This window comes from Empedobacter sp. UBA7494 (assembly GCF_002478465.1).
GTDB lineage: Bacteria > Bacteroidota > Bacteroidia > Flavobacteriales > Weeksellaceae > Empedobacter > Empedobacter falsenii_B.
The window spans coordinates 19,877-42,544 of record NZ_DLOC01000098.1; the positions used below are offsets into that span (position 1 = coordinate 19,877).

The 22,668-nt window shown below is 31.9% G+C and carries 19 protein-coding genes; 12 read left to right on the top strand and 7 right to left on the bottom strand.

Features of this window, described 5'->3' with window-relative positions; genetic code table 11:
* Window positions 1-5: 5 nt before the first annotated feature.
* Together B4E95_RS11685 and B4E95_RS11690 are read right to left on the bottom strand one after the other, a co-directional pair.
* Window positions 6-3,209 carry a SusC/RagA family TonB-linked outer membrane protein gene (locus B4E95_RS11685; RefSeq protein ID WP_291091670.1) on the bottom strand — a complete coding sequence of 1,068 codons (3,204 nt, stop codon included), beginning with the start codon at window positions 3,207-3,209 and terminating at the stop codon, window positions 6-8.
* A 244-nt stretch (window positions 3,210-3,453) separates the two neighbouring features.
* Complete coding sequence (locus tag B4E95_RS11690) at window positions 3,454-5,007, bottom strand: calcineurin-like phosphoesterase C-terminal domain-containing protein (protein ID WP_291091671.1); 1,554 nt, start codon at window positions 5,005-5,007, stop codon at window positions 3,454-3,456.
* 202 nt (window positions 5,008-5,209) lie between these two features.
* On the opposite strand from B4E95_RS11690, the gene B4E95_RS11695 reads away from it, so the two are divergent.
* Window positions 5,210-6,400 carry an MFS transporter gene (locus B4E95_RS11695; RefSeq protein WP_291091672.1) on the top strand — a complete coding sequence of 397 codons (1,191 nt, stop codon included), beginning with the start codon at window positions 5,210-5,212 and terminating at the stop codon, window positions 6,398-6,400.
* On the opposite strand, the gene B4E95_RS11700 is transcribed toward B4E95_RS11695, so the two are convergent.
* Entirely contained in the window at window positions 6,381-6,962 is a 582-nt protein-coding gene (locus B4E95_RS11700) for a DUF5715 family protein (protein WP_291063390.1), read from the bottom strand. The two genes, B4E95_RS11695 and B4E95_RS11700, sit on opposite strands and share 20 nt — an antisense overlap.
* 43 nt (window positions 6,963-7,005) lie before the next feature.
* Complete coding sequence (locus tag B4E95_RS11705) at window positions 7,006-7,650, bottom strand: DUF5715 family protein (protein WP_291063392.1); 645 nt, start codon at window positions 7,648-7,650, stop codon at window positions 7,006-7,008.
* Between the two features lie 261 nt (window positions 7,651-7,911).
* Between B4E95_RS11705 and B4E95_RS11710 the strand changes: the two genes are divergently transcribed.
* Genes B4E95_RS11710 through B4E95_RS11720 form a run of 3 tightly spaced genes read left to right on the top strand, consistent with a single transcriptional unit; the run spans window position 7,912 to window position 10,558 of the window.
* Window positions 7,912-8,787 carry a carbon-nitrogen hydrolase gene (locus B4E95_RS11710; protein ID WP_038333641.1) on the top strand — a complete coding sequence of 292 codons (876 nt, stop codon included), beginning with the start codon at window positions 7,912-7,914 and terminating at the stop codon, window positions 8,785-8,787.
* The gene (gene blaEBR, locus B4E95_RS11715; RefSeq protein WP_291063394.1) at window positions 8,787-9,494 is read left to right on the top strand and encodes an EBR family subclass B1 metallo-beta-lactamase; all 708 of its coding nucleotides are present in this window, start codon (window positions 8,787-8,789) and stop codon (window positions 9,492-9,494) included. Before B4E95_RS11710 ends, blaEBR begins: the two co-directional genes overlap by 1 nt.
* A gap of 2 nt (window positions 9,495-9,496) precedes the next feature.
* On the top strand, window positions 9,497-10,558 hold the full coding sequence (locus B4E95_RS11720; protein WP_291063396.1) for an agmatine deiminase family protein: 1,062 nt from the start codon (window positions 9,497-9,499) through the stop codon (window positions 10,556-10,558).
* A 57-nt stretch (window positions 10,559-10,615) separates the two neighbouring features.
* On the opposite strand, the gene B4E95_RS11725 is transcribed toward B4E95_RS11720, so the two are convergent.
* Window positions 10,616-11,974 carry an acyl-CoA dehydrogenase family protein gene (locus tag B4E95_RS11725; protein ID WP_291091674.1) on the bottom strand — a complete coding sequence of 453 codons (1,359 nt, stop codon included), beginning with the start codon at window positions 11,972-11,974 and terminating at the stop codon, window positions 10,616-10,618.
* Window positions 11,975-12,041: 67 nt separating this feature from the next.
* Window positions 12,042-12,998 carry an NAD-dependent epimerase/dehydratase family protein gene (locus tag B4E95_RS11730; protein WP_291063400.1) on the bottom strand — a complete coding sequence of 319 codons (957 nt, stop codon included), beginning with the start codon at window positions 12,996-12,998 and terminating at the stop codon, window positions 12,042-12,044.
* Window positions 12,999-13,336: 338 nt separating this feature from the next.
* Between B4E95_RS11730 and B4E95_RS11735 the strand changes: the two genes are divergently transcribed.
* From B4E95_RS11735 to B4E95_RS11765, 7 genes are all read left to right on the top strand, one after another.
* Window positions 13,337-15,358: a M13 family metallopeptidase gene (locus B4E95_RS11735; protein ID WP_291091676.1), complete on the top strand. Its 2,022-nt coding sequence runs from the start codon at window positions 13,337-13,339 to the stop codon at window positions 15,356-15,358.
* Window positions 15,359-15,410: 52 nt separating this feature from the next.
* The gene (locus B4E95_RS11740) at window positions 15,411-15,695 is read left to right on the top strand and encodes a rhodanese-like domain-containing protein (protein ID WP_291091678.1); all 285 of its coding nucleotides are present in this window, start codon (window positions 15,411-15,413) and stop codon (window positions 15,693-15,695) included.
* Window positions 15,696-16,008: 313 nt separating this feature from the next.
* Window positions 16,009-16,182: an RNA polymerase sigma factor gene (locus B4E95_RS11745; protein WP_291063405.1), complete on the top strand. Its 174-nt coding sequence runs from the start codon at window positions 16,009-16,011 to the stop codon at window positions 16,180-16,182.
* A 1-nt stretch (window position 16,183) separates the two neighbouring features.
* Window positions 16,184-16,390 carry a hypothetical protein gene (locus tag B4E95_RS11750; protein WP_291063407.1) on the top strand — a complete coding sequence of 69 codons (207 nt, stop codon included), beginning with the start codon at window positions 16,184-16,186 and terminating at the stop codon, window positions 16,388-16,390.
* 111 nt (window positions 16,391-16,501) lie between these two features.
* Window positions 16,502-16,831, top strand: a complete 330-nt coding sequence (locus tag B4E95_RS11755; RefSeq protein WP_291063409.1) for a hypothetical protein — start codon at window positions 16,502-16,504, stop codon at window positions 16,829-16,831.
* 307 nt (window positions 16,832-17,138) lie between these two features.
* Window positions 17,139-17,408 (top strand): 30S ribosomal protein S15, encoded by a 270-nt coding sequence (gene rpsO, locus B4E95_RS11760; RefSeq protein WP_038333654.1) that lies wholly within the window; start codon window positions 17,139-17,141, stop codon window positions 17,406-17,408.
* Window positions 17,409-17,548: 140 nt separating this feature from the next.
* Window positions 17,549-19,735, top strand: a complete 2,187-nt coding sequence (locus B4E95_RS11765; RefSeq protein WP_291063410.1) for a polyribonucleotide nucleotidyltransferase — start codon at window positions 17,549-17,551, stop codon at window positions 19,733-19,735.
* 51 nt (window positions 19,736-19,786) lie between these two features.
* Here B4E95_RS11765 and B4E95_RS11770 read toward each other — a convergent pair whose 3' ends face one another.
* Window positions 19,787-20,323, bottom strand: a complete 537-nt coding sequence (locus B4E95_RS11770) for a hypothetical protein (protein WP_291063412.1) — start codon at window positions 20,321-20,323, stop codon at window positions 19,787-19,789.
* Between the two features lie 144 nt (window positions 20,324-20,467).
* Between B4E95_RS11770 and B4E95_RS11775 the strand changes: the two genes are divergently transcribed.
* The gene (locus tag B4E95_RS11775) at window positions 20,468-22,630 is read left to right on the top strand and encodes a S46 family peptidase (protein ID WP_291091680.1); all 2,163 of its coding nucleotides are present in this window, start codon (window positions 20,468-20,470) and stop codon (window positions 22,628-22,630) included.
* The last annotated feature ends 38 nt before the right edge of the window (window positions 22,631-22,668 follow it).

Sequence of the window (22,668 nt, forward strand, 5' to 3'; positions counted from 1 at the left end):
GTAAATTATAATGAAGCTTTTAAGGTTACTCCATACGTTGCTGTTGACGGCATTTGTCCCATTTCAACTCCAGGTACATAAGTATTTCCATTTAATGATGCTGTTTCTGGATCGTATAAAGGAAAATCACTAATCGTGAATAAATCGCGTCCGTAAACTGTTAATGACAATGCTTGTAAACCTGTTTTTGATAATAATCTTTTAGGAAAATCAAATGTTAAACTCACATCTCTTAATTTTAAATATGAAGCTTCGAATGAATTAGATTCTACATTTGCACGACGATTATATTCAGCATAATAAGTTGCCACATCAGCTTTTGTTGTATTTGGAGAATAAGTTCCGTCAGCATTCAATACAACACCATTTCCAATGATGTAACCATCTTCTCGACCAGGTAAAGAATCTGCCAATTTTCCTTGCTCCATCATTTTGTGATAAGTTTGTGAATAGACAATTCCACCATATTGTCCGTCTAATGTAAAACTGAAACGCAATGTTTTGAATTTGATTTCATTTGTGAAACCTGCTCTCCATTTAGGTGTTGCGTCTCCAACATATTCTATTAATCCATTTTTAAGTGGAACACCTGTTTTTGCATCATAAATGATTTGTCCCGCATCGTTTCTTACAAATTTTTCACCATATAGAGCTGTAGAAGAACCGCCAACTTTAGCAATTTGATAAACTGTTCCAGATTGACCAAGAATCATTTGATCACCTTCTATTCCTTCTACTAAAGATTTTACTTTGTTTTCATTTTTAGACCAAGTTCCAATCATTTTCCATTCAAAATCTTTACTTTTAATTGGAGAATACGTAGCTGCTATTTCAATTCCTCGGTTTTCAATTTCTCCTCCATTTACCACTCTTCTTGAATAGCCAGTTGTGATATCATTTGGTAATTCGAAGATTTGATTTTTTGTACTTTGTTGATAAACTGTAAAATCTAAGCTTAATCTTTTCTTGAATAATAAAGCCTCGAAACCAGTTTCCCATGATGTTGTAGATTCAGGTTTAATATCAGGATTAAATAATCTTCCAGGTACTACTGCAGATGCTGTAAAATCGCTTTGATCGTAATATCTATTTGTCCAACCTGTTGTACCTCCGTTACCAACTTTTGCAAATGATAAACGGTATTTTAAGTAATTAATAGGTCCTTTTATTTTGAATAAATCTGACAGAATAAAACTTGAAGAGACTGAAGGATAAAAGAATGAGCTATATTTTACTGCAACAGAAGAATTCCAGTCGTTACGACCTGTAAAATCAACGAAAATCATGTCTTTCCAACCAAATGAAGCCATTCCATATAATGAATTTTCTTTTAAATTAGAATCATACGTTCTTGCAAAAGGAGAAGTTAATCCATTCGAAAGTTTATAAACTCCAGGCGAAGCTAAACCATTTACCCAAGCCGTTAAATTTCTGTATTCATAATTTTTTCTATTACCTCCAACATTTGCATTGAAACCAAAATCTCCCCATTTATCAGTATAAGTTAATAAGAAATCGATATTTGTTTCAGTTTTAGATATGTCTTGTCTTTTGTAATATCCATTCGGCGTACGATTCATATCAAATGGACGTTTTTGTTCGCGCAATTGAGTATAGGTATTAATTGCAGGACGTAACATTAAGCTTAATTTATTGCTTAATTTAAAATCTGCTCTAATATTTCCAACAATTTGATTACTACTCATTGGATTAACAGCTTCGTAAGCAATAGCATAAGGATTGTCCATGTATGAACTAAATGGGCGAATCATTTTTACTCCATTGAAATCCTTTTTCCAAATTGGTTTGTACCAATTTAAATCTACGTTTGGATTTTGGAAGATCATAAAATAAGCAATAGATCCGTTATTGTAACCAGTTCCTGGTAAATTATCACTTGTTTTGCGAGTATAGTTTAAGGCAGTCGAAACTTTGATGCGATCACTTACTTGATAGTTTCCATTAATAGCAGCAGTATAATTTTCGTAGCCTGTATTTGGCATAATCCAGCTATTTTTCTGATGTCCAATAGAAGCTCTCATACTTCCTTTGTCATTTCCACCAGAAAGTGTAACTGCATTACTGAAAGTGAAACCAGTTTGCCAAAACCCTTTTCTATTATCTTTATACGCACGCCATAAAGTTCTTTCAGCCCCTTGTTTTTCTAAAGTTGGATCATATTGAAAAAATGATTGTCCGTCAAATTTTGGTCCGAATGCAGAAGAAGTACTTCCTGTATTTGGTCCATCTGCTGAGGTTTGATATGAGTAATAAGGATTGCCGTTTTTATCGAAACTTTTTCCAGTTCCTTGACCATATTCATATTGAAAATCTGGCCAATTGTTAATAACGTCAATAGCTACAGTTGATTTATATTCTAAACCTAATTGTTTACCTTTTTTACCTGATTTTGTTGTTATAATTAAAGCTCCATTTGCAGCTTTGTTTCCATAAAGAGCCGCTGCAGAAGGACCTTTTAAAACGGTTACACTTTCGATATCTGCTTGATTGATGTCAGAAATACCGTTACCAAAATCGATAGGTGAATCATCGCCCATGTAAGCAGTATTGTTTCCAGAAGAAGTCATTTCTGTACTCATTGGAACACCATCGATGACAATTAAAGCGTAATTTTTTGATTGGTCGATTGAATTTGCTCCGCGCAAAATAATTTGCTGAGAATTGATTGGTCCATTTCCTCCAGAAATAATATTAAGACCAGCTACTTTTCCTTTCAATCCCGAAGACCAGTTATTCGCTTCTGCTGTTGCAAGTTCTTCCGAACCTATATTTTGTTGAGCAAATCCTAATTTTTTCTGCTCTCGCTTTATCCCCAAAGCAGTTACAATTACCTCATTCAGTTGGTTAGATTCTTCTTGTAAAGTAATTTTTACTTGAGAAATATCTTTCGGTGTGTATTCAATAAATTTGTGTTGAGATGAATTTACCAATAATGTAGGATGAGCAACATTTACTGAAACAAATTCGAAAAAACCATCTCCGTCTGTAAATGTTTTAAAAGATGTTCCCTTGATGATGATTTCTACATCTGCAATTCCTAATCCGTTTTGATCAACGATTTGACCTTTGATTGGATTTTGATCTTGAGAAATCGATTGATGATAATCTGTTCCGGTGTAAGTTTTAGCATTGGCGTGTAAACTTAAAAATCCACCTAGTAGAAGTAGTGGTAATTTTAATTGTTTCATAGCTGTAAATGTGAAATGTTTATGTGTTAAAAATTTTAACAAAACTAGAACTTCTTTTTATGAAGTTGTTTAACTCATGGTTAAGAGATTTTTAAGTAAACATTACTAAAATAGAGGTCTTGATATTAGTTTTACATTTGAATAAAGGTTTATTGATTTTTATTTAACATGAATAAATTGTAAAATATTTTATTTAAAAAAGCCACTTCAAAAGAAGTGGCTTATCAAGATGTGTATAAAACGGTTATTTAATAACTTCGAAAGAAGATTTTTCTGTAAAAGTGTTTCCGTACAAATCGGTTGCGCGAACTTCAATTGGATAAGTTCCAACTTTTAGTTTATTCGGTAAACGAACTGACCAAATATGTTTCGAAATTTCTGGAGCAGAAGGTCTGTTACCAATATTTGTAATTTCTGCATTATCAATTTTCATGATGGTTTCCATATAATTGTAATCAACTGTTGGATCCCAATTCATCTCTTTCCATTCACCATTATTTACACGATATTCAACTTTATTTGATTCATGTCCCATAAAGAAATTAGCATATAAAAAAGCACGATTGCGTTTACCTTCTTTTACTTTTTTTGTGTGGTACAGGTCGATTTGTTTTTCTTTTGGTGAATTTGCAACTTTATAATCAAATTTATATTGATTACCATCTACATGTAAAAAAGCATAACCTTTTGGTGTACCATCACGCATCGTAGAGGCCGGAACTCCTTTTGCATCTTTCGGTCCCGAATACCAATCACCAGAAGTTGTTCCAACATTGTACTCGTGATGAGGTTTTTGTTGTTGCCAACCATCTTGATTTGCATAAAAAATCTGTTCTTGGAAATGTGTATGAGCAGACATTGAAATTGTATTTGGGTAATCTTTTAACAATTCGAATAATTGATTTCTATCTTCTGGACGTGTGTCACGCAACGGAATATGAAATGCTAAAACAATTAAATGATCTTTTGGAACAAATTTTAAATCATTTTTAATGAATTCTAATTGATCAGGACGGAAACCTCCCCAATATCCTTTTCCATCACGAGGATCTGGATATAAAATATCATCTAAAACAATAAAATGTGCTTTACCGATATTATATGAATAATTATTTGGACCGAAATTTTTCTCGAACGTTTCATCCGAATATTGATCTTCTTTTGCATCATAATTCATATCGTGATTTCCCATAACATTGTACCAAGGTAAACCAACTTTCGAAACAGCTTTTATATAAGATGGATGCAAATTCAAATCATCACCAACCAAATCTCCTAAAGAAAGTCCGAATTCCATACCTTTTATTCCTTTAACATCATCAATTACACCTTTAGAGAAATACTCGATTTCTTCTTCTGTATAAGCTTGAGGATCACCAAAAATTAAAGCCGAAAATTTTTCGTTTTCTTTTGTAGGAATTAAAGCAAAATCAATACTCTTTGGAGTATTTCCAGTTGGAGCAGAACCTGCATATTCTAATTTTGGAGAGCCTTTAGGTTTGTTGATGTAGTAGAATTGTGGCTGATTGAATTCGTTTGTAGGAACTTTATAATTTGTTGGTTTAATGACAAACAAAATAGTTTCCTTATCAATCTCGATTTGATATTCTCCTTTATCATTTGTCGAAACAACTTGTTTTCCGTTACTAATTTGCACGTTTGCCAAACGTTTTTCTGATTTATCGAATTTATTGTTTTGATTTTTATCTTCAAAAACAATTCCTTTAGCAAGTTGTTGAGCGTTGACAGAAGTATAAAAACTTCCAAATAATACCAGCGATAATACGATTTTTTTCATTGTGTGAATCTCTTGTTTTGTAGATGTTAAAATTCTATATTTTATGCGGGTTTCGGATTAACATAACAATAAGTAAAGATTAAATTTAAGTAAATAAGAATAAAACATTTTTATATTTAATAATGAGGGAATAATTGTCCTTCATTATTAAATCCCTTAATTTTGCAACCGATTGCATTATGTTATGGAAGAGAAATTAAGTATGAGTTCGCGACAAATTTTCATGCAAATTATAGGTTATGTAAGTTTTTCATTTATAGGTTATTTACTGATAGGTTTACCTTTGGCTATTCTACCTATTTTTATTACAAAAACATTAGGTTTTACTGAGCTTGTAGCGGGTATTGTAATTAGTTTGCAATATGTGACAACTTTTATATTGAGAGGTTATGCCGGAAAAATTGTAGATACAAAAGGTCCTAAACCAGCCGTTTTATTGAGTATGAGTTTGTTTATTTTAGCTGGAGTTTTATTATACTTTTGTTACTTCACAAGAAACAATCATTTTTTGTCATTAGCTATTCTTGTACTTGCGAGATTGGTTACTGGTGCAGCAGAAGGAATGGTAGGTGGAAGTCCGATAAACTGGGTAATTTTAAAAATTGGACAACAACATACAGCGAAAGCAATTTCTTATAATGGTGTTGCTAGTTATGGTGCATTGGCAATTGGAGCACCGTTGGGAGTTATCTTAAATCAATATTTTGGACTTGGTTTTATTGGTTTGTTTAGTATTGTTTGTGCGATTATAGGTTATTTTTTAGCTAGAATTAAAGAAAATATATTAACTGCAGTTTCAAAAGTTCCGCAACCATTTATAAGTGTATTAAAAACAGTTGCTCCTTTTGGAATTTGTTTAGCATTGGCAGGTCTTGGATTTGGAGGAATTTCCAATTTTATAACACTTTACTACGACTTTTATAGTTGGTCGAATGCAGCTTTATGTTTAAGTGTTTTCAGTTTATTGTTTATTGTAGGACGATTATTTTTTAATAGTTCAATTAATACATTAGGAGGATTAAAAGTTGGAATTATTTGCATGATAGTCGAAACGATAGGTTTATTAATTCTTTTTAGTGCTCCGAATTCTTTTATCGCTCTTATTGGTGCAGGTATTACAGGAATTGGTTTTTCATTGGTTTTTCCTGCGATGGGAGTAGAGGCAGTTGCTTTGGTTTCGGATAATAGCAAAGGAGCTGCTTTAGCTGCGTACGGCTTGTTTATTGATATTTCATTGGGAATTACAGGTCCTCTAATTGGTGGTGTAATCAGTTTGTTTGGAATGTCAAACTTATTTGGTTTTTGTAGTTTGTTTGTGTTTATAGGATTATTGTATAGTTATTATTTACAAACAAAAAAAAATCGTTCAGAATTTAATAATTCCGAACGATAATATGAAAACATCTAATTTTAGATTCTTTTACGTAGTAAATTTTACCTGTTCTAACATAATTTTTTAGCACTTGTTCTAACTCTTTTTCTAGTTTAGAATCAGGTCTAATTTTATGATTAAACCTAACATAAGAAATATCAAAAGCAGCACCAAAATTATGTGAACTATCATTAGAAGAAGCATTTTTATTAATTCCTCTCAAACGATTTTGATCATGTAGCGTTCGTGTCATTGATGTAACAACGAAAAAATTTTGACCTGTTGTTTTTACAAAATCTCTTGCAATACTTGTCAAAATCTCTCGACCTTTTGGAATAAGATACGAATGACTATGTGTTAAATCACCAACTCGCCAACCATAACCACGTTGTTTTATTTTAACCAATTTACCTTGATTGATGTATTTGTTCAACTTTTTATCACCATCAATTAGCTCAAGTTTATGAGATTTTGCGGCATTCAAATGCTGAACATATTCTTTAGAAGGCTCTATAACAACTCGCGATTGAGCGTAACCGAGTAAAGAAGAGCAAATAAAAAAAGTTGTTAAAAATTGTTTCATGATTCAATTCTCTTCTGCAAAAATAGAAAAGAACTTTTATATATTACATTGTTGTTGATTTAAATTGATCGGGATTACGAACCGTTACATGAAAACAGTGTTGTCTATATTCTTTGATATAGTAAATTTTACCGTCTTCTTGCAATTGTTTTAAAATCGCTTCTAAATTATCACGATGAGTTTTGCTATACGTATATTTATTATTGAATTTTGTATACGACAAATCAAAAGAAGCACCATAGTTATGAGAACTTTCGCCTTTTGTTGCATTGCTATTTACTCGTCTTAAACTTGCTTGACTTTCTTCAGAACGGGTAAGCGAAGTTACAGTAATTGTAGCATTGTTTTCGTCCAGAAATTTTGAAGCAATTCGTTCCAACACAGTTTTTGCTCTGTTATTTAAGAATGCTTTACTGTGTGTTAATTTCTCAATTGTGTACCCATTTCCTTCTTCAGGAATTGCAACTAATTTTTTTGTAGCAACTAAACCTTCAATATCATCAAAACTCTTCACGATTGGAACGTTGAATGATTCTGCGGCCATTAAATGATCGTCATAAGTTATTTTTTTTGTAGAGATAGAAGTGGATGAAGAGGCAGAATTTTCTGCTAAAATGTAACTTTCTTGACTTTGAGCTGAAATAAATATTCCGCTAAAAAGACAAGAAAGGGCAATTAATTTTTTCATGTTTTAAATTATTCGCGACAAAATTAGAAGTTACAATTTAATAAAGACTTGTTAAAAATTATAATATTTAGGTAAATTTTTTTTAAAATTTTCTTAAATCTGTTCTCAAAATAGCATTGTTAGATAGATTTATAGAAATTTAAATTTCATCACATTTGAAACATAAAATATTCTTAAATATAAATTCTAATAGATTAAATCCTACTAAATTCGCTATTTTTGTAATTATTATTCATTTTTATTTTTAGACCTATTTATAAAATGGCAAAAGTTAAAGTTGGAATGGTACAAATGACTTGTACTAATAACAAACAAGAAAATTTAAACAAAGCAATAGAGCAAGTAAAAGTAGCAGCTGCAAAAGGCGCTCAAATTGTGTGTTTGCAAGAATTGTTTACCTCATTATATTTCTGTGATGTAGAAGATTACGACAACTTCGATTTAGCAGAATCAATTCCTGGACCATCAACAGATGCGTTATCAGTTGTAGCAAAAGAATTAGGAGTTGTAATTATTGCTTCTTTATTTGAGAAACGTGCGCAAGGTTTATACCACAATACAACAGCTATTTTAGATGCTGATGGACAATATTTAGGAAAATATCGTAAAATGCATATCCCAGATGATCCTGCGTTTTATGAAAAATTCTATTTTACTCCAGGGGATTTAGGTTACAAAGTTTTTGATACTAAATTTGGAAAAATTGGTGTATTAATTTGTTGGGATCAATGGTATCCAGAAGCCTCTCGTATTACAGCATTGATGGGTGCGGAAATTTTATTTTATCCTACTGCGATTGGTTGGGATACGACGCAAGACGAAGAAACAAATCAAGATCAATACAATGCTTGGCAAACAATTCAGCGTTCACATGCGGTTGCGAATGGAGTTCCGGTTATTTCTGTAAATCGTGTTGGTTTTGAGCAAGATGGAGCAATGAAGTTCTGGGGAGGCTCTTTTGCGACAAATGCGCAGGGAAAATTGTTGTACTTAGCAACGCATGATAAAGAGGAAACAGAAGTGGTTGAATTGGATTTGAACGAATCTGATTTCTTCCGTAAACATTGGCCTTTCTTAAGAGATCGCCGCATCGATTCTTATCAACCAATTACAAAACGTTTTATAGACGAGGATTAATGAAGAAATTATTTTCACTTATTGCATTGATAGGAAGTTTTGCATTTGGTCAAATAAAACCAATTCAGATTGATCCGATTAATAACAATTTATTTGTTTATCAAACATTCAATTCGTTTAATGGAGTTGAGTATAATGCAAATGGAATGTATTTGGTAACGAATAAAGGAATCGTTTTGTTTGATGTTCCTTGGCAGAAATCGCAATATCAAGAATTAAATGATATGTTGCAAGAAAAGTATAATTTGCCAGTTATCGCTGTGTTTGCAACACATTCGCATGATGATAGAGCAGGAGATTTAAGTTTTTATAATGATTTGAATATTCCTACTTATGCAACTTCTTTAACCAATTCTAAATTAAAAAAAGAAGGAAAAGCAACTTCTAAATTTGAGATTGAATTAGGTAAAACATACAAATTTGGTAATGAAAAGTTTGTTGTTGAATATTTTGGAGAAGGACATACTTCTGATAATGTTGTGGTTTGGTTTCCGAAATATAAAGTGTTGAATGGAGGTTGTTTGATAAAAGGTGCTGACGCTATAAATTTAGGTTACACAGGCGAAGCTAATGTTATTGAATGGCCAAAAACAATACAGAAATTAGTTGTAAAACATCCAACGATTAAACAAGTTATTTCTGGTCATGATAATTGGAAAGCTACTGGACATATCGAAAATACGTTTAAACTTTTAGAAAAGAAATAAAATTGAACACTATAGATACATCAAAATTTCCAAAAGATTTAGGATATAGATTTCCTGCTGAATGGGAAGAACACGAAGCAACTTGGTTGTCTTGGCCGCACAAAGAAGAATCTTGGCCAGATCGTATTCATTTAATTTATCCAGCTTATGCTGAATTTATTGCTGAATTATCGAAAGGTGAAAAAGTTCGCATTAATGTAAAAGATGAAGAAATGAAAATTTTTGCTTTGTCTTTTATCGAAAAAACGGATGCAAATTTGTCACAAGTTGAGTTCTATTTTAACGAAACAAACGATGCTTGGTGTCGAGATCATGGTCCTGCATTTTTGTTGAATAAAAATAATCTTGATAACCCAAAAGTTATTGTAGATTGGGGATTCAATGCGTGGGGAGGAAAATATCCACCTTTCGAAAATGATGATGTTGTGCCAACAAGAATTGGTGCAGAATTTAATCTTCCTGTTTTTCATCCTGGAATTATTATGGAAGGAGGTTCAGTCGAATTCAATGGAAAAGATACGTTGATGACATCAAAATCTTGTTTATTGAATGAAAATCGTAATCCAGATTATTCGCAAGAACAAATCGAAGAATTTTTAAGAAATTATTACGGAGTTTCGCAAATTCTATGGGTAGAAGACGGAATTGTTGGTGATGATACGGATGGACACATTGATGATACAATTCGTTTTGTAAATGAAGATACAGTTTTGACGGTTGTTGAAACAGATGAATCGGATGATAACTACGAATTGTTGCAAGTGAATCTTCGCCAATTGCAAGAAATGAAATTACGAGATGGACGTCCATTAAACATTATTGAATTGCCAATGCCGGATGCGGTTTATTGCGAAGGTGAGCGTTTACCTGCTTCTTATGCGAATTTTTATATTGCGAATAAATCTGTCATTGTACCAACTTATCGTTGTGCAAAAGATGCAATTGCTTTGGATATTATTCAGAAATGTTTCCCCGATCGTAAAGTTGTAGGAATAGATTCTACAGATATTATTTGGGGACTAGGATCTTTCCATTGTTTGAGTCAACAAGAACCTAAGATATAGGTTTTGTCAAAATATAAAGAACAAAAAAGCTGAGTAGGTTGCTCAGCTTTTTTAATTTTAAACAAATGCGCTAAATCCTGTGATAGATCGACCTACAATAAGCGAATTGATTTCTTTTGTGCCTTCGTAGCTGTAAATGGCTTCGGAGTCGGCAACAAAACGAGCGACGTCATGCTCTAATAATATTCCATTTCCACCCATTACTTCTCGTGCTCGTGAAACGACATCTCGTGTTCTCATTGTACAAAAGACTTTAGCTAAAGATGCGTGTTCATCTAGTAAAATTCCCTCGTCTTGCATTTCAGATAAGCGAAAAACTAAAGTTTGCATTGCTGTTAAATTAGATAACATTTCGACCAAATGTCCTTGTATCATTTGAAAAGAAGCAATTGGTTTCCCAAATTGTTTTCGATTTCGAGTGTAATCTAAAGCGCTTTCATATGCTCCGCGCGCGCAGCCAGTTGCCATCCAAGCAACTCCAGCTCTTGTCATTCGCAATACTTTTGCTGTATCTTTAAATGAATTAGCATTTTGTAAACGATTTTCTTCTGTAATTAAACAATCTTTCAGAGTAATCAAGCCATTCTGAACAATTCGTAAAGCCATTTTTCCTTTGATTTTTTCTACAGAAAAACCAGGATTATCTTTTTCTACAATAAAACCTTTTACTTCTCCATCATCCAAATCTCTTGCCCAAATAATCACTAAATCTGCAAAAGTCGCATTACCAATCCATTTCTTTTGGCCATTTAAAATCCAACCTTCTTTTGTTTTTTTACATGTAGTGGTCAAACCTCCTGCCGCACCAGAACCAACTTCGGGTTCAGTTAGTCCAAATGCTCCGATTTTATCAAATTTTTGCATTTGTGGTAACCATTTTGCTTTTTGTTCTTCCGATCCGCACATATAAATTGATCCCATTGATAGACCAGATTGTACGCCAAAAAAAGTAGCGGTTGAAGCATCTACACGAGCCATTTCCATTGCCAAAACGCCTTCCATAATAAAAGGTAAATTTGGACAACCATAACCGTCGTAAGTGACGCCACAAATGTTAAGTTCTTTAAATTTTGGAATTAATTCGAAAGGAAATTGATCACGAAGCCAATAATCATTAACGATTGGTTTAACTTCTTTTTCCATAAAAGCTCTCACTTTTAGCTGTAATTTGCGTTGTTCTGGAGTTAAAGTGTGAAAAACATCGTAGAAATCACCTTCAATTGGAGGAAGTTCTTTGTGTTTTTTATTTGGATTTAACATTTTCATCATTCCTTGAAGTTGTTTATCATCAAGTTTCGAAAAGTTTTCCATTAAAAGAGGTAAATCTACTTTTTGAGAAATTTTATTTAATTGCTCTAAATTAACAGATTTTAGTAGATGGACGATATTTTTTAAATTAGAAAATGCTCCTGACATATTTTGTGGTTTTTTAACCAAAAAATTATCAAAGAGCATTCCTAAAATATTGTATTGTAAGAAAAAATTAAGCTTTACCTAATTTTATTTTCAAATTGTCTAACATTGTAGTTGTCATTTTATCGATATCAAATTTTGGTTCAAATCCCCAATCTGCTTTTGCAACAGAATCATCGATAGAAGAAGGCCAAGTATCAGCAATAGCTTGACGGAAATCTGGCGCATAATCGATTGTGAAATTTGGAATATGTTTTTTGATTTCTGCCGCTAAATCTTCTGGAGCAAAACTTAAACCTCCTAAATTATAAGATTTAAATTCGCCTAATTGTTTTGGATCAGCAGACATTAATTCAACAATTGCATTTATCGCATCATCCATATACAACATTGGTAAATAAGTTCCTTCTTTCAAGAAAGAAGTATATTTTCCATCCTCGATTGCTTTGTAATAAATGTCAACAGCATAATCTGTAGTTCCACCTCCAGCAGGAGTTTTCCAAGAAATAAGACCAGGGAAACGAATAGAACGAACGTCTACATTATGATTTTGTTGGTACCATTTGCACCAGTATTCTCCTGATAATTTAGAAATACCATAAACTGTAGAAGGAGTCTGAATTGTATTTTGTGGTGTATTGTTTTTTGGTGTATCTGGACCAAAAACGCCAATAGAAGAAGGCCAAAAGATTTTATCGATTACTTTATCTTTCGCTAATTCTAGGAAAGTAAGCAAAGTGTCCATGTTTAATTTCCAACCAAACATTGGATTTTTTTCAGCTGTACCAGAAAGTAGAGCAGCTAAATGATAAACAGTTTTAATATTGTGTTTTGCAATGACTTCTTTTATTCGATCAGCATCAATTACGTCAATTACTTCGTAAATTCCATCGTAATCAACATCTTTAGGATCACGTATATCAGAAATAATTACATTATTTTTTCCATGAATGGTTTTTAATTTCTCAGCCAATTCAGAACCAATTTGTCCTAAAGCACCGGTGATCAAAATAGTATCGGTTTCCATTTTAAAAAGTTACTTTTGTTTGGTGTCAAATTTAAAAATTTTCTATTGAATTTGGATATAACAAAATAATATTTAGATATTAATACTTAATTCGACTTATTAATGTTAAAAAAGTATATTTACGAAGTTGTTTATAGAATATTATTCTGTTTTATAAGCTTTCTTTTGAAAAATAAATTTGCAGAATAGGGTGTTTTTAATTTAAAATCTTCAAATTGTTCTATTTTATCATCAAAAAGTGTTGAAAATTGAATGAATAATTAATACTTTATTTAGTAAATTTGTAACAAACATCGTATTAATTTCGACAAATCGAATCAAAAATACTTAGTAGAAATATGAAAAAACAACTATTTGTTGCTGCATTTGCATGTACTTCTGTTTTAGCAATTGCGCAAGAATCATATCAGGCTTTTAATCCAAACTATATGGATAAGTCGGTTCGTCCACAAGATGATTTATATAATTATGTAAATGGTAATTGGATGAAAATTACAGAAATTCCTTCTGATAGAGCTAGATGGGGAAGCTTTGATGAGTTGAGAGAGAATACGGATAAGGTGACTTTACAATTGGTAAAAGATCTTATTAAAACGAAACATGCTAAAGGAACAAGTGAGCAAAAAATTGCGGATTTGTATGATGCGTATATGAATGTTGATGCGCGTAACAAAACGGCTTTAGCACCATTACAAAAATATTTTAAGCAGATTGATGCAATCAAAGATATGAAAGGTTTACAAGATTATTTAATCGATGTAGCTGCTATCGGAGAGAATCCTTTTTATGGTGCTTATGTTTATACTGACCTTAAAAATAGTAAACAAAATGCTGTTTATTTAGGAGATATTGACTTGACTTTAGGTAAAACTTATTACCAAAAAGAAGATGCTAAAAATACTGAAACTTTAGCTAATTTGAACAAGTTTATCGATCAATTGATGCCTTATACAGGTTCTAAAACACGTGATTTGAAAGGTCCAAAAATTGTGGCTTTCGAAAAAATGATTGCGAAATACATCAAAACTGTTGAAGAAGATCGTGATCCAAATAAATCATACAATCCTGTAAAATTATCAGAAGTTAAGAATTTAACGAAAAATGTTGATATTGAGCGTTATGTAAAAGCTTTAGGAATTAATCCAGAAACGGTAATTATCGGTGAATTAGATTATTATAAAAATTTAGATAAAATCTTAAATCAAGAGAATTTACCTTTGATTAAGGATTATTTACGTTTTAAATTAATCAATTCTTATGCAAGTTATTCAACATCTGAATTAGATAGAATTAATTTCGAATTTTACGGAAAAACTTTATCTGGTCAAAAAGAGCAACGTCCATTAGAAAAAAGAGGTTTAGCGTTTGTAAATGGCGCGACAGGAGAATTATTAGGACAAATTTATGTGAAAGATAATTTTCCACCAGAGGCAAAAGCAAAAGCTGAAGAATTAATCAGTTATTTATTCAAATCTTTTGACAAACACATCAAAGAATTAGATTGGATGTCTGACGCAACTAAAACGAAAGCATTAGAAAAATTAAACAAGTTTACTGTAAAAATTGGTTACCCTGATAAATGGAAAGATTATTCTGGATTACAAGTAAAATCTTTGGCAGATGGAGGAAACTTAATTGAAGATGTAATGGCAATTAGCAAATGGCGTCAAGCAGAAAACTTGAAAGATTTTGGAAAACCAGTTGACAAAACTCGTTGGGGAATGTCGCCACAAACTGTAAATGCATATTTTAATCCAACTAATAACGAAATTGTTTTCCCAGCAGCAATTTTACAACCACCTTTCTATGATTATAGAGCGGATGCAGCTGTAAACTTTGGTGGAATTGGAGCAGTTATCGGTCACGAAATTTCTCACGGATTCGATGATTCGGGAGCTAAATTTGACGGTGATGGTAACTTAGTAAACTGGTGGACACCTCAAGACGAAGAGAAATTTGCAAAAGCTACAAAAGCTTTGGCAACGCAATATGATGGTTATGAACCAGTAGCAGGAACACACGTTAATGGTACATTTACATCAGGAGAAAATATTGGAGATTTAGGAGGAGCTTCTGTTGCTTTTGATGCATTACAAATGTATTTGAAAGATAAAGGAACTTACGGAAATATAGATGGATATACTCCGCAACAACGTTTCTTCTTATCTTGGGCAACTATTTGGAGAACAAAAGCGACTGATGAAGCTTTAGTAAATCAAGTGAAAACAGATCCACATTCGCCTGGATATTACCGTTCTTTTGGACCAATCGTTAATATTGATGCGTTCCATGATGCGTTTAAAACAAAACCAGGAGATAAATTGTACAAAGCACCAAAAGACCGTATTAGAATTTGGTAAGATGCTTGGCAAAATTATTGATTGGATAAAAAATAGAAATAGAATTATTAAAATGACAACAGTTGAAGCAATAAACAATGCTAATATAACATTAGTAGATGTTCGTGAGCCTTTTGAATTGGATACAGATGGATTTGTTCCAAATGCGATTAATATTCCATTAGGAGAAGTTCCTACAAGAGTAGAGGAGTTTAAAGAAATGTCAAGACCTATTGTAGTTTTTTGTAGAAGTGGTAACCGTTCTGGTCAAGCTGCACAATATTTACAAGCACAAGGTGTAGACGAAATTTTTAATGGAGGAGGTTTTCAGGATGTCTTAGATGTTTTGGAGAAATAATTCGTAATTAATTATTATTCATAAAAAACCGATAAATTTTTATTTGTCGGTTTTTTTATATATTATTGTATTTTAAATAGATATTCGTTTAAGTTAAGATTATTTTAAAAATTTTTTTAAAAAAAATAAAAAAATGAGTGACCAAATAGCTCTACTTGGTTATATTCTTTTACATATAATTTTTGTGTCAATATGTGCAACGAAAGATAAAAGAAGAAAGAAAAAATTATTCGGTGATGGATGATTTGGTTGATAACTATAATGACGAAATTATTGATGACAAAGAAATTTTTGAATTAAAATCGAAAAACTAATGCGTTCCCTAAAGGAGTTGGATGTAGAAGAGAAATCTATATTACTGATGAAATATCAAGATGAATTTTCAATCAAAGAAATTTCAGAAACTTTAGAGATTGGTGAAAGTGCAACTAAGATGAGATTGAATCGAGCAAAAAATCGTTTATTAAAAATTTATAAGGCATTGTAAAATGGAAAACCCTTTTAAGACTATGCTAGCCAATGAGAAGCTTCCAGAAACAATAAAGCAAAAAGTTATGGATGATGTTGCTTTAATAAAATTATCGTTGGAAGTAGCCGATTTGTTTTCAGTAAAATATCCAAGCACAACTGGAAATTTCTTCGGAATCGGAAAAAAATCAACTAACAAACCGAACAAAAAAGATAAAGAAGGTTAACTATAAATAGATAATATAAACCGGTAGTGCATTTGTATTAGGTTGTACAACTTTTATATACAATCTAATACAAATGCACTACCGGTTAGTAATATCATTTTTTATATCATTTTGATATTTACAATTATTACTTCATTAAATCAAGCTGGAGTTAATACAGATTTAATTACGAATAATTTATTCTTAATCTTAGGATCGGTGTTCTTGACATTGGCAATTGCGTTTGGATTAGGATCAAAAGACGTTATTTACAGATTATTATTGTCTTTTTATACCAATAGAAATTTTGAAATTGGACAAAGAATTATCATCGAAGATGATGTACAAGGTGTGATAATTGCTATTAACAATATATGTATGACAATACAAACTGCGGACGAAAAAGTAGTTTATCCGATTAAAATAATAACAAATAAAAAAATACGAATTATAGAAGATTAATCTTGCCTACCTAAACCTATTTTAATAATTATTAACTAACCTATGATTAATTATTGAAACAAGCCGACTTTTAACCTATTAACCAACAATTGTGAAAGCTAGTCTTTTACAACAAACAAACCTATTTGATTTAGTAGAAAATTAAAACATCACTTTCTATTATCTATCTAAATCAAACTAAACCAAATTTTTAAAAAGTGACCGAATTAACCAATCGGTCACTTTTATTTTTGTACAAAGTTTAATATTTCATTTAATAGTTGTACATTTGCACCTCATTACATAATAATTATTAAATAATATTGGCATGTACTTAACATCAGAAGTAAAAAGCGAATTATTCGCAAAGCATGGTAAATCTGCTACAGATACAGGATCTGCAGAAGGGCAAATCGCATTATTCACTTACAGAATTAACCACTTAACTGGTCACTTGAAAAAAAATCACAAAGATTTTAATACAGAAAGATCATTAGTTATGTTAGTTGGTAAGCGTAAAGCGTTATTAAACTACTTAAAGAAAAAAGATATCACAAGATACCGTGCGATTATCGCTGAATTAGGATTACGTAAGTAATTTTAAACACAATATAAAAGGGCAATTACGTAGAAATTGCCTTTTTTTTTGTTATAAATTAAAATAAGATATTTATCTTTATATAATGCAGTTAAAGCAAACGGCTTTAACTTTAGACGAATTAAATACTAAGAAGACGAATGATTCCACAGGCGATCACAGAAAAAATTACTCTTTCAGACGGAAGAGAAATTACAATCGAAACAGGGAAATTAGCAAAACAAGCTGACGGATCTGTGGTTGTACGCATGGGCGACACCATGTTATTAGCTACAGTTGTAGCAAACAAAGAAGCAAATCCAGGTGTAGATTTTTTACCTTTAACAGTAGATTATAGAGAAAAATTTTACGCTGCAGGACGCATCCCAGGAAATTTCTTCAGAAGAGAAGCAAAACCATCAGACGATGAAGTATTAACAATGCGTCTTGTAGACCGTGTTTTACGTCCAATGTTTCCAGAAGACTTCCATGCTGAGGTTCAGGTTATGATCTCACTTATTTCTTACGATAAAAATGTAATGCCAGAAGCTTTAGCTGGTTTAGCTGCATCAGCAGCCATTGCAATTACAGATATTCCTTTCACATTAATTTCAGAAGCTCGCGTTATTCGTTTAAATGGTGAGTTAATGATTAATCCTTCAAAAGAACAGTTAGATCAAGCTGATATCGACATTATGGTTGGTGCTTCTAAAGATTCTGTTGTAATGGTAGAAGGGGAGATGAGCGAAATTTCTGAACGTGAAATGTTAGACGCAATTGAATTTGCTCATGCTGAGATTAAAAAACAAATTGAAGCACAAGAAAGTTTAGCAGCGAAAGTAGGTAAATCTTTACCAAAACGTGAATATAGCCATGAAACACACGACGAAGAAATTCGCGAAAAAGTATGGGCTTATGGATATGATAAATTTTATGATATCGCTAAACATCCATCTGATAAACACGAAAGAGGTGATAAATTTGCTCAAGTTGAAGCAGATTTCTTAGCTCAATACGAAGGAGATGAAGAAGAGTTAGCTCGTGTAACTCCTTTTGCTCACATTTACTTCCACGATGTACAAAAAGAAGCTGTACGTCAATTAATCTTAAACGAAGGAATTCGTTTAGACGGACGTGATCCAAAAACGATTCGTCCAATTTGGACAGAAGTTGATTATTTACCATCAACTCATGGTTCTGCAATCTTCACACGTGGAGAAACTCAAGCATTAGCTACAGTAACTTTAGGTTCTTCTAAAGATGCTAATATGGTTGATGGAGTTGTAACAAACTTCGACGAAAAATTCTTTTTACACTATAATTTCCCTCCATTCTCAACAGGTGAAGCTCGTCCATTAAGAGGAACTTCTCGTCGTGAAGTTGGTCACGGAAACTTAGCACAACGTGCTTTAGCGCAAATGTTACCAGACGATTGTCCTTATACAGTTCGTATCGTTTCTGAAGTATTAGAATCTAACGGTTCTTCTTCTATGGCAACAGTTTGTGCAGGAACATTAGCAATTATGGATTCAGGTTTACAAATGAAAAAACCAGTTTCAGGTATTGCAATGGGATTAATCACAGATACTAAATCAGGTAAATTTACAGTATTGTCTGATATCTTAGGAGATGAAGATCACTTAGGAGATATGGACTTTAAAGTAACAGGAACTGCAGACGGTATCACAGCTTGTCAAATGGATATTAAAGTACAAGGTTTATCTATGGAAATCATGGAAACAGCTTTGTTACAAGCAAAAGAAGGTCGTGAGCACATTTTAGGTAAATTATTAGAAACTTTACCAGCGCCTCGTCCACAATTGAAACCAAATGCACCAAAAGTTGTTGTAATTGAAATTCCTAAAGAATTCATTGGAGCAGTAATCGGACCTGGAGGAAAAGTAATTCAAGAAATGCAAAAAGAAACTGAAACAGTTATTGCAATTACTGAGTTAGAGACAACAGGACGTGTAGAAATCAATGGTGTGATTCAAGAAAACATCGATCGTGTTGTAGAAAGAATCAAACAAATTGCTTTCGTTCCAGAAGTTGGTGAAACATATCATTCAGTTGTAAAATCTATCAAACCATTTGGAGCGTTTGTAGAGATTGCAAAAGGAGTTGAAGGTTTAGTTCACATTTCTGAATTAGAGCACAGACGTCTTGAAAAAGTTGAAGATTCTGTAAACATCGGTGATAAAATTGATGTTAAATTCTTAGGTTACGATGATAAAAAGAAAATGAAATTATCTCGTAAAGCTTTGTTGCCAAAACCAGAGAGAACAGAAAAACCTGCTAAACCAGCAGAGAAAAAAGAGGATAAACCTCAAGATAATAAAGAAGCTTAATTAAGTTTTGATATAAAGTAAAAAGTCCGAGATTTTCTCGGACTTTTTTTGTTACATAAATTCTAAATCTGTCTTTTTAAGATGTTTGATTTTATCATTTTTGTTTAAAATACTATTTAGTTCATTAATAAAATTGATTAATTCATTATAATCTTTTTTATTTGATAAATAATTATTTTCTTCAAAGGCAGAAGTTAGAACAAAATGTCTATTGATAGTTTTATCACTAATAATAATATTTTTTCTTAGATTGGGTAGTGTAACAATTACTTCATGACCTGTTTGATAAATAGAGTCTAATTTAAAAATATTTTTATCTCTAATTAAGGAAATTATATTTTCTTTTTCTTTTTGGTCAAGAACGTTTTTTATTACAATAGTATCTTCAATATAATATTGCTCGAATTGATTTTTTTCAAAATTATATTTTCTAATTTCATCTATATATTCAAATGATAAATTAGTTTCATCAAAAAAATATTCAGGTTTTGATTTAGTTTGATTATTCAAAATAATAATGAAACCAACCATTCCAATAAAACCAATTAGGAAGTAAAGTAGATTAATGATTTTAATTTTTACTTTCACGATTCAAATTTTGTGTTAATTAAATAAAAATAATCGTTTTTTAACAATAAAACCTCAATAAAACTTTATTAAATACTTAAAGATTAGGAGAACTTCAAAGAATCAATTATTTTAGCATTTCGTAAAATTGAAGACAAACAAATAATGAAAAAATTTTTATTATCCACGCTTTTAGTGGTTATGCTTTTTCCTTTTAAAGTGAAAGCTGACGAAGGAATGTGGTTTTTGATGTTCATCGAACGTCTGAATCACCGTGATATGCAAAAACAAGGTTTACAATTAACTTCAGAAGAAATTTATAGTATCAACAATAACTCTTTAAAAGATGCTATTGTACAATTTGGTGGTGGATGTACTGCTGAAATGGTTTCTGGTCAAGGTTTAGTTTTGACAAATCACCACTGTGGTTATGGTGCTATTGCTGAATTATCTGCTCCAGAACATGATTACTTAAAAGATGGTTTTTGGGCAAAAGACAAAGCTGCTGAGTTAAAACCAAAAAGCTTAAAAGTACGTTTCTTCGTTCGCATGGATGATGTTTCTAAACGTATTTTAGGGGTTGTAAATGATAAAATGTCTGAGTTAGATCGTGAAAAAGCGATTAACCAAGAGATTGCAAAAATTGAAAAAGAGAACAGTGAAAACGGAAAATATGTTGTTTCTGTTCGTTCATTCTTTCAAGGAAATGAATATTACTATTTTGTTTACCAAGACTATGAAGATGTACGTTTAGTAGGAACACCTCCAAGTTCTATTGGAAAATATGGTGGAGATACAGATAACTGGGAATGGCCACGTCACACAGGAGATTTCTCTATGTTCCGCGTATATGGTGACAAAGATGGAAATCCTGCAGCTTATTCTACAAGCAATGTTCCGTTGCAACCAAAACATCATTTACCAGTTTCTTTAAAAGGATATCAACCAAATGATTTCGCTATGATTTTAGGTTACCCAGGTCGTACAAATCGTTGGATGCCAGCGCAAGGTGTTGCTCAAAATGTAGAGTACGCTTATCCTGCTTGGGTTGAAGCTTCTAAAGTTACAATGGATCAAATGAAAAAATATATGGAGCAAAATCAAAAAGTAAATATTGATTATGCTTCTAAATATGCTGGAGTTGCGAACTATTGGAAAAATCGTGATGGAATGATCGAAGCTTTAAAACTTCACGGAACTGTTGCGAAGAAAACAAAAGAAGAAGAAAAATTCAATAAATGGGCTCAAAAAGGAGCAAACAAAGCCGAATTTGGTGATGTTGTTTCGAATTTGAATAATTATTATGCGAAAACAAATTTAGATGCTCGTCATAACAATTACATCAACATTTTATTGCGTTACTCAACTTTAGCAAGTGCGCCATATTCTATTGGAAAAGCATTAGAAAACTATGCAGCAGCGAATGATGCAAAACGTGATGAAATGCGTCCGAAAATTCTGAATGCAATCAATGCTTATTACGAAAAAATGTATTTACCTTTAGAAAAAGATTTATTGGCTGCTCAATTAAATCTGTATGCTTCTAAAGCGAGCGAAGCTGGTTTAGCGCCTTATGTTGCTGATTTAGCGAAACAAAATAACAAGAACTTTACAGCTTATGTAAATGATGCTGTTGAAAGAAGTTTTTTCGCTGATCAAAAACAAGTTGAGAATTTCTTAATTTCTCCAGATGTAGAAGTCTTGAAAAAAGATCCTTTATATGTTTTGTCAAATGCTTTAGTAGAAAGAGCTTCTAAGCAAACTGATGAACAAGCAAAATTGAAAGATGTTTATTCTAAAAACTTCCGTTTATTGGTAAAAGGTTTACGTGAGTCTAAAATTGGAAATATCTTATATCCAGACGCAAATTCTACGTTACGTTTAACTTACGGTTCTATTCAAAATTTACCAAAAAGTACAAATCCAAAACGTCAACCAGATGTTGCTTCTAACTATTTCACAACATTAGAAGGTACAGTTGCAAAACACATTGCAGGTGACGAAGAATTCGAAAATCCACAACGTTTATTAGATTTAGCGAAAGCAAAAGATTATGGACAATATGGAGATAAAGATGGATATTTACACGTAAATTTCTTATCAAACAATGATATTACAGGAGGTAACTCTGGTTCTCCGGTAATGAATGGTAAAGGTGAATTAATCGGTATTGCATTCGACGGAAACATTGAAGCAATGGCTGGTGACGTTATCTTCGATCCTAAATTACAACGTACGATATCTGTAGATATTCGTTACGTTTTATGGGTTGTTGATAAATTTGCTGGAGCAAAACACATCGTTGATGAAATGACAATTGTAAAATAAAATTTGAATCATATAATCTCTAAGGCTTCCTATTTTGG

Excerpts from the sequence above, each read along its gene's own strand:
- B4E95_RS11685 (WP_291091670.1), bottom strand. The coding sequence starts at position 3,209 with ATGAAACAATTAAAATTACCACTACTTCTACTAGGTGGATTTTTAAGT.
- B4E95_RS11690 (WP_291091671.1), bottom strand. The coding sequence starts at position 5,007 with ATGAAAAAAATCGTATTATCGCTGGTATTATTTGGAAGTTTTTATACT.
- B4E95_RS11695 (WP_291091672.1), top strand. The coding sequence starts at position 5,210 with ATGAGTTCGCGACAAATTTTCATGCAAATTATAGGTTATGTAAGTTTT.
- B4E95_RS11700 (WP_291063390.1), bottom strand. The coding sequence starts at position 6,962 with ATGAAACAATTTTTAACAACTTTTTTTATTTGCTCTTCTTTACTCGGT.
- B4E95_RS11705 (WP_291063392.1), bottom strand. The coding sequence starts at position 7,650 with ATGAAAAAATTAATTGCCCTTTCTTGTCTTTTTAGCGGAATATTTATT.
- B4E95_RS11710 (WP_038333641.1), top strand. The coding sequence starts at position 7,912 with ATGGCAAAAGTTAAAGTTGGAATGGTACAAATGACTTGTACTAATAAC.
- blaEBR (WP_291063394.1), top strand. The coding sequence starts at position 8,787 with ATGAAGAAATTATTTTCACTTATTGCATTGATAGGAAGTTTTGCATTT.
- B4E95_RS11725 (WP_291091674.1), bottom strand. The coding sequence starts at position 11,974 with ATGTCAGGAGCATTTTCTAATTTAAAAAATATCGTCCATCTACTAAAA.
- B4E95_RS11730 (WP_291063400.1), bottom strand. The coding sequence starts at position 12,998 with ATGGAAACCGATACTATTTTGATCACCGGTGCTTTAGGACAAATTGGT.
- B4E95_RS11735 (WP_291091676.1), top strand. The coding sequence starts at position 13,337 with ATGAAAAAACAACTATTTGTTGCTGCATTTGCATGTACTTCTGTTTTA.
- B4E95_RS11740 (WP_291091678.1), top strand. The coding sequence starts at position 15,411 with ATGACAACAGTTGAAGCAATAAACAATGCTAATATAACATTAGTAGAT.
- B4E95_RS11745 (WP_291063405.1), top strand. The coding sequence starts at position 16,009 with ATGCGTTCCCTAAAGGAGTTGGATGTAGAAGAGAAATCTATATTACTG.
- B4E95_RS11750 (WP_291063407.1), top strand. The coding sequence starts at position 16,184 with ATGGAAAACCCTTTTAAGACTATGCTAGCCAATGAGAAGCTTCCAGAA.
- rpsO (WP_038333654.1), top strand. The coding sequence starts at position 17,139 with ATGTACTTAACATCAGAAGTAAAAAGCGAATTATTCGCAAAGCATGGT.
- B4E95_RS11765 (WP_291063410.1), top strand. The coding sequence starts at position 17,549 with ATGATTCCACAGGCGATCACAGAAAAAATTACTCTTTCAGACGGAAGA.
- B4E95_RS11775 (WP_291091680.1), top strand. The coding sequence starts at position 20,468 with ATGAAAAAATTTTTATTATCCACGCTTTTAGTGGTTATGCTTTTTCCT.